The organism is Aestuariivita sp. (genome assembly GCF_049276915.1).
In the GTDB taxonomy this organism is placed as follows: domain Bacteria; phylum Pseudomonadota; class Alphaproteobacteria; order Rhodobacterales; family Rhodobacteraceae; genus Aestuariivita.
This window is the reverse complement of record NZ_JBASXK010000139.1, coordinates 1-5,994: the sequence shown is the minus strand read 5'-3', so window position 1 is coordinate 5,994 and position 5,994 is coordinate 1. Positions and strand designations below refer to the sequence as shown.

Genomic DNA, 5,994 nt, shown 5'->3' with positions numbered 1-5,994 from the left:
CCTTGGGCGTCTCCCGCAGCGGGTTTTATGCCTATCACAGCCGCCCGCCCAGTATCCGGCAGGTTGCCGATGGCGCGCTAACCGACCGGATCGCGGCCATCCATGAGACATCCAAACAAACCTATGGTGCGCCGCGCATCCACGCTGAACTGGCCGAAGAAGGCGTTCAGGTCGGTCGCAAACGCATCGAGAGGTTGATGAAGGCCAAGGGCTTGAGGGGCGTCAGTCGCCGCAAGTTCGTGGTCACGACAAAACGGGATCCAAGGGCCCGGCCTGCAAGTGATCTGGTCGACCGCAACTTCTATGCTGATGCACCCAATGTGCTTTGGGTCGCAGACATCACATATGTGCCGACCTGGGCAGGCTTTCTCTACTTGGCGGTCGTGTTAGATGCCTTCAGCCGTCGTATTATCGGCTGGGCCATGGGCAATGATCAGAAAGCCCAGCTTGTCATCGATGCGATGAACATGGCTGTCACACAGCGCAAGCCTGATAGTGTCATTCATCATAGCGACCAGGGATCGCAATACACATCCGTGGCCTTCGGCCTGCGATGCAAGGAAATGGGCGTGCGCCCATCGATGGGATCGGTCGGAGATTGCTACGACAACGCTATGTGTGAAAGCTTCTTCGCTACCTGCGCGCCTGCGCGATATCATCTGTCTGGTCATCGGCGCGCAAATCGGCAGCACGATCACACCCGAGTTGATCGAGGCCGAGTTGACCTGGCCGATTTCGCTCGCGATCCTGACGGCTACATTGATTGTCCCATCACGACCCGGTTTGCCCTGACCATGCGGATGACTTGCGTCGATCAAGGCATCCCGCAAGCGATCGGCGGCATGAATGACGGCAAGGCAAGCCCGAAGCTCGGGTTTGGTTGTATCAATCACTCGAAATGGGCAGGCCGCTCATCCCAGCCTGCCCATGTTCCGGATCAGTTTGTCGGTGGCGTCGTTGCGATGATCTGCTGCAGCGAGCTGCTCATGTAGCCGTGTTGACCCAGACCATATTCGTCCCGGCAAATCCGTTCACCGATCGCATGTGCTTCGGGAAAGGTATAGCCGATCCGCACCAGATCATGAATGAACACGGCATTCGGGCGATCCCAGATCACCGTGCTGGACGGGCCCCGGAAACAGCTGATCGTAATGGCGTTGGGTACGGCTCCCGGCTTGGTTGGAATCCGCTTCAGTGAGTCCGCCGCAACGCTTGAAACGGACAGACAGGACAGCAACAGCGCAGCCCCGGTAGTGGCAAGAAATTTCATCGTCAAACACCCCCATGTTTGCAAAGGCCAACCCGTAAGTACCAATACGGCACCCCAGAGGCCCATTTCCCAGAACTCAAAGGCTAACAGATGTATATTCGTGAACGCAACAGAGCTGACCCGGGTGATCGCCTGAAAAGACTGCCAAATATCGGATTGTCTTGCGACCAGAGTGCCGAAAACGCCCCTGGCGCAAAATCCCGTATTCGGGGCAGTCAGGCAGGCAACCGGCGGGCATTCAAGATCGGACCCGGCAAGGCGGATCTTTTGTTCAATCAATGTCGCAGCCATATCAGGCTTTGCTGAGACCTTCCGACATGACCTCGTCAGGTTCGGGTGCCCGCAGGCACAGCTTGAGCAATGGCGGCACGGTCAGAAGCGTCAGAAAGGCAGACATGGACAAGCCCCCGACCACCACGGCACCCAGCCCCCGGTAAAGCTCGGAGCCTTCACCCGGGAAAATGATCAGAGGCATCATTCCCATAACGCTGGTCAGCGTGGACATGAAAATCGGGCGAATACGGTTGCGGGTGGCCTCTTCGATGGCGGCACCAGGCTGCATGCGGTCTTCGCGCAGATGATAGAGCGCCTGATGCACGATCAGGATCGCGTTATTCACCACGATGCCCACCAGAATGACAAAGCCAAGCAACGTCAGCATATCAAGCGGCTGGGCCTGATAGGTGTTCAGAAGCGCCAGCCCCCCTACTCCACCGGCTGCCGCCACAGGCACCGATATCAGGATGACCAGCGGCAGAACAAAGCTTTCAAACAGAATGGCCATGACCAGAAAGACGATGATCAGCGCCACGACAAGATTGATCTGGATGGCCGACCAGGTCTGACTGAGTTGATCAGCGGTGCCCGAGACCGACAGGCGGATGTCATCGCCAAGGTTTTGTGCCTGCAGCACATCGACGACTTCGCGCTCAAGAAGTTCAACCGCCTCTTCAAGCGCCAGCGCATCCGAGGGGCGAACCTCAAGGGTGACGGTACGCAGGCGATCCCGGTGGCGAATCTCGGTAGGACCTGCGGTGAGTACCACATCCGCGAGCGCTGACACGGGAACGATCTGTCCGCTTGGGGTGACCACCGGATAGTTGCCGATATCCTGGGTCCGCGCGGCCTCGCTGATGACCGGATCGCCCTTGAGCACGAGGTCTATGCGCTCTGCGCCCACGGTAATCTCGGCGACGCGCAAACCATCGTTGAACGCATCCACGGTCGCGGCCAGGCCGGAACTGTCGAGCCCCGCGTCAGCCAGCCGCAGACGGTCCGGCACAAGCCGAACTTCGGGCGCGCCCAATTCAAGCCCGGGGATCGGGCGGAACTGATGCCCTTCCGAGCGTGGCAAAAGCTCGGACACGATCCCGGCAGCCTGCCCGGCAACAGCCAGGATCTCCTCGAGGTTCTGCCCCGAGATGTTGAGTTCGATTGCCCGGCCTCCGCCCACCCCGCGACCAAACAGCGACGGCTGGGTCATGAAGCCGAATGTGCCCGGCTCTGCAAAGATCGGCCGACTCAGCACGGGGATCAGCTCGGATGCGCGCTGACCATCGGTGGCAGCAGCCCCCACGAAAGAGTTGCCCGGTGTTGCCACGAAGAAGAAATGGGCAATGGTCGGCGTACCGTCTTCCATCTCAAGCGCCGGAGAGGCCTCCCAAAGCGGTTCGGCCACGGATTCGATCCGTTTGGCGATGGATTGCGTCGTCTCGAGGTTGTATCCGGGTGGCGGGATGATCAGCCCGAAGACCAGATTGCGGTTGCCCTCGGGCAGATACTCCAGACGGGGCAGATTGGTATAGCTGGCCACAGCCGCTCCGCCCGCGATCAGAGACACCATGGTAATGCCAATCACACGTGAGCGCACCGTTATGCGCACATAGGCCATCACCAGATCCCGGAACGCGTAGGCCAGGTGATCCAGCCCCCAGATGCGCATTGTCTTCTGATCGCCGCTGCGCAGCAAACGGCTGGCCAGCGCCGGAATGACGGTGACAGCCACGACCAGCGACAACAGGACAGATACGGAAATCGCCACTGCGATGTCGCGGAACAACTGGCCCGCCTCAAGCTGCATGATCAGGATTGGAACAAACACCAGAACAGTGGTCAAAGCCGACACAAGTATCGCACCCCAAACCTGCTTGGCCCCAAGATAGGCAGCTTCCCGACGCGATTTGCCTTCTTCTCGCAGCCGGAAGATGTTTTCCAGCACGACAATTGCCGCATCCACGATCATGCCAACCGCAAAGGCAATCCCCGCAAGCGAGATCACGTTGAGTGTGCGCCCGGTAATCGCCATCACCACGAATGTCGCCACGATGGAGACCGGAATGGCCAGCGACACAACAAGGGTGGCACGGGCGCTGCGCAGGAACAGCATCAGGACCAATGCGGCCAATGCGCCTCCGATCCAGATGTTTTGCGTGACCAGATCAATCGCGCCGTTGATATAGATCGTCTCGTCATAAACCTGCTCGAGGTTCAGCCCGGCGTCGGCAACAGGCCCTTCGGCCAGTTCAGCCAAGACACCGCGGATCTCTTCCATGACGGTGATCACATTGGCACCGGCCTCACGCACGATGTTGAAGGCCAGACCCGGTTCCCCTTTGAAGCGCAGCCTTGAGGTTGGCTCCTTGTAGGCAAATGCCACTTCGGCCACATCACCCACACGGACCCGTCCGATACCGCCATTCAACGCCCCCGAGCGCAGCACCACATCCCGGATCGCCTCTACGGTGTTGAGGTTGCCTTCGGTGCGCACGACATAGCGCCGTTTACCTTCATCCACATCTCCCGCAGAGATCGAGATGTTTTCGGCGCGCAGGGTCTGGACGACCTGAGGCACGGTCAGCCCATAGAGTGACAATCGTCTCGGATCGACAACAACCTGCAATTCGCGTGTCACGCCACCAAAGACATTGACCGCGGACACGCCTTCGATACGCTCGATACGGTCCTTGATGACGTCGTCGACGAAGTCGCCGTAGGTCGGAATTTCGCGTGTGTTGCCTTCACGCGCTGTCAGCAGCACCCAGGCAATGGGGCTATCATCCGACCCGGACGTGTTCAGCGATGGCTCATTGGCCTCTTCGGGATAGCCACTCACCCTGTCGAGCCGGTTGGACACCAATAGCAGAGACTGGCTCATGTTGGTGCCGACCGCGAATTCCAAAGTGACTTCGGCCTCGCCGGTGCGCGAACGCGAGGTCATGATCTCAAGCCCTTCAAGGCCGCGCAGCTGTTCCTCTTGCGGGTTGACGATCTCGCGTTCTATCTCTGATGGGGCTGCACCGGGCCAGAGGGTTTCGATCACAACGATCGGTTTGCGCACATCCGGAGCCAGTTGGATGGGAATGCGCGACAAGGCGATCAGTCCGAACAGGATGGCCATCCCCACGACAGCAATAACCGCAACGGGCCGATCAATGGCATAGCGGATCACGTCCATCAGTTGGTGTCCACGGTTTCCGGCGCGATCGCCTGGCCCGGCCTCAGACGTTCATTGCCGCGCACAACGACAAGATCGCCTTCCTGCAAACCGTCCAGCACTTCGTAGCGCGCACCCACAGGCAGGCCCAAGGTCACCGGGCGTGGCTGGGCCTCGCCTTCGACAGCGACATAGACGATCCAGCCGCCCCGACCCTGAACAAGCGCATCCTTGGGAACCGACAGCAACTGGCGTGGCTCACCCACGGGGATCTGCACGGTCACAGACTGACCAACCGCAGCCAGGGTGGCTTCTGCCAGCCCCGGCGCGCCAAAGCGCACGATGCGCGTCCGGGTCGACGGATCTTCAAGCGGCAGGATGGCACGCAGTTCCAGCGTGAGGGTGTCTCCCTCTTCGGTGGAGGCTTCCATCTTCTGACCGGGCTGGAGAAACCGGACATAGCGGGCGGGCACGCGTGCCTCGACCTCGAAGGCTTCGGTGTCCAGCAGACGCACAACAGCCGTGCCCGCAGCAATGAAGGCACCGGGGATCACATTGACTTCGATGACGACACCGGGGAACGGAGCCACCACGGTGCTGCGATCCATTTGATAGCGCGCCTCGACAAGTCGCGCCTCGGTGCTTTTGACCCGTGCTTGCGCTTCGGCCAGTTGGGAGCGTGCTTCAAGCATGTCCGATTGCGCGTCATCAAAACGGCCCTGACTGAAGGTCGAGGACTCGCGGAGCGCTTCGATCCTTGAAAATGTCGTCATGGCACGGTCAAGGCGCACCTCTGCGGTCGAGATGCTGGCCTCGGCCACCGCAAGTTCCGCTTCGGATTGAGCAACAAGGATTCGCAGCAGCTCATCATCAAGCTCGACCATCGGATCGCCCTCTTGAACCCGCGTGCCTTCCAGAACGTGAACGGTCTGAACATTGCCTGCCACCCGGCTTGCCACGGCACCGTCCCGGGCCGTGGTCACTTCGGCGAAAACAGGCACGGTTTCAGACAGCAGGCGCTGCTCGACCGGAGCCACGGACACAGCCGTTGCGCGCCCCTGGGCTGCAACCTGAGACAGGGGCAGCAACAGGACGATCGCCAACAAAGTGCAAACCAGCCGCATCGGTAGACCTTTCCACATATTCAATGGCACATAGCGCGTTCCGGACCACGTCAACCTGCCAGCCAGATGGAGGTGGTGTGAACACAGCCATATCAAAGCGCCATGAGCGTTTCGCAAGAGCGAAAACGCTGCCCTGGGGTCCGCGACAGTCACAGCACATTCGCCAG

Annotated in this window: 3 protein-coding genes and 1 pseudogene; 1 reads left to right on the top strand and 3 read right to left on the bottom strand. The window is 60.1% G+C overall.

Features of this window, described 5'->3' with window-relative positions:
• Positions 1 to 638, top strand: a pseudogene (locus tag WAO69_RS14935) (IS3 family transposase); the annotation flags it as partial.
• Positions 639 to 937: 299 nt separating this feature from the next.
• On the opposite strand, the gene WAO69_RS14930 reads toward WAO69_RS14935, so the two are convergent.
• From WAO69_RS14930 to WAO69_RS14920, 3 genes are all read right to left on the bottom strand, one after another.
• Positions 938 to 1,270, bottom strand: coding sequence for a hypothetical protein (locus WAO69_RS14930; RefSeq protein WP_422180530.1), 333 nt, complete (start codon positions 1,268 to 1,270; stop codon positions 938 to 940).
• Positions 1,271 to 1,562: 292 nt separating this feature from the next.
• On the bottom strand, positions 1,563 to 4,724 hold the full coding sequence (locus tag WAO69_RS14925) for an efflux RND transporter permease subunit (protein WP_422180528.1): 3,162 nt from the start codon (positions 4,722 to 4,724) through the stop codon (positions 1,563 to 1,565).
• Positions 4,724 to 5,806 (bottom strand): efflux RND transporter periplasmic adaptor subunit, encoded by a 1,083-nt coding sequence (locus WAO69_RS14920; RefSeq protein ID WP_422180526.1) that lies wholly within the window; start codon positions 5,804 to 5,806, stop codon positions 4,724 to 4,726. Before WAO69_RS14920 ends, WAO69_RS14925 begins: the two co-directional genes overlap by 1 nt.
• Positions 5,807 to 5,994: the final 188 nt, after the last annotated feature.

Excerpts from the sequence above, each read along its gene's own strand:
- WAO69_RS14930 (WP_422180530.1), bottom strand. The coding sequence starts at position 1,270 with ATGAAATTTCTTGCCACTACCGGGGCTGCGCTGTTGCTGTCCTGTCTG.
- WAO69_RS14925 (WP_422180528.1), bottom strand. The coding sequence starts at position 4,724 with ATGGACGTGATCCGCTATGCCATTGATCGGCCCGTTGCGGTTATTGCT.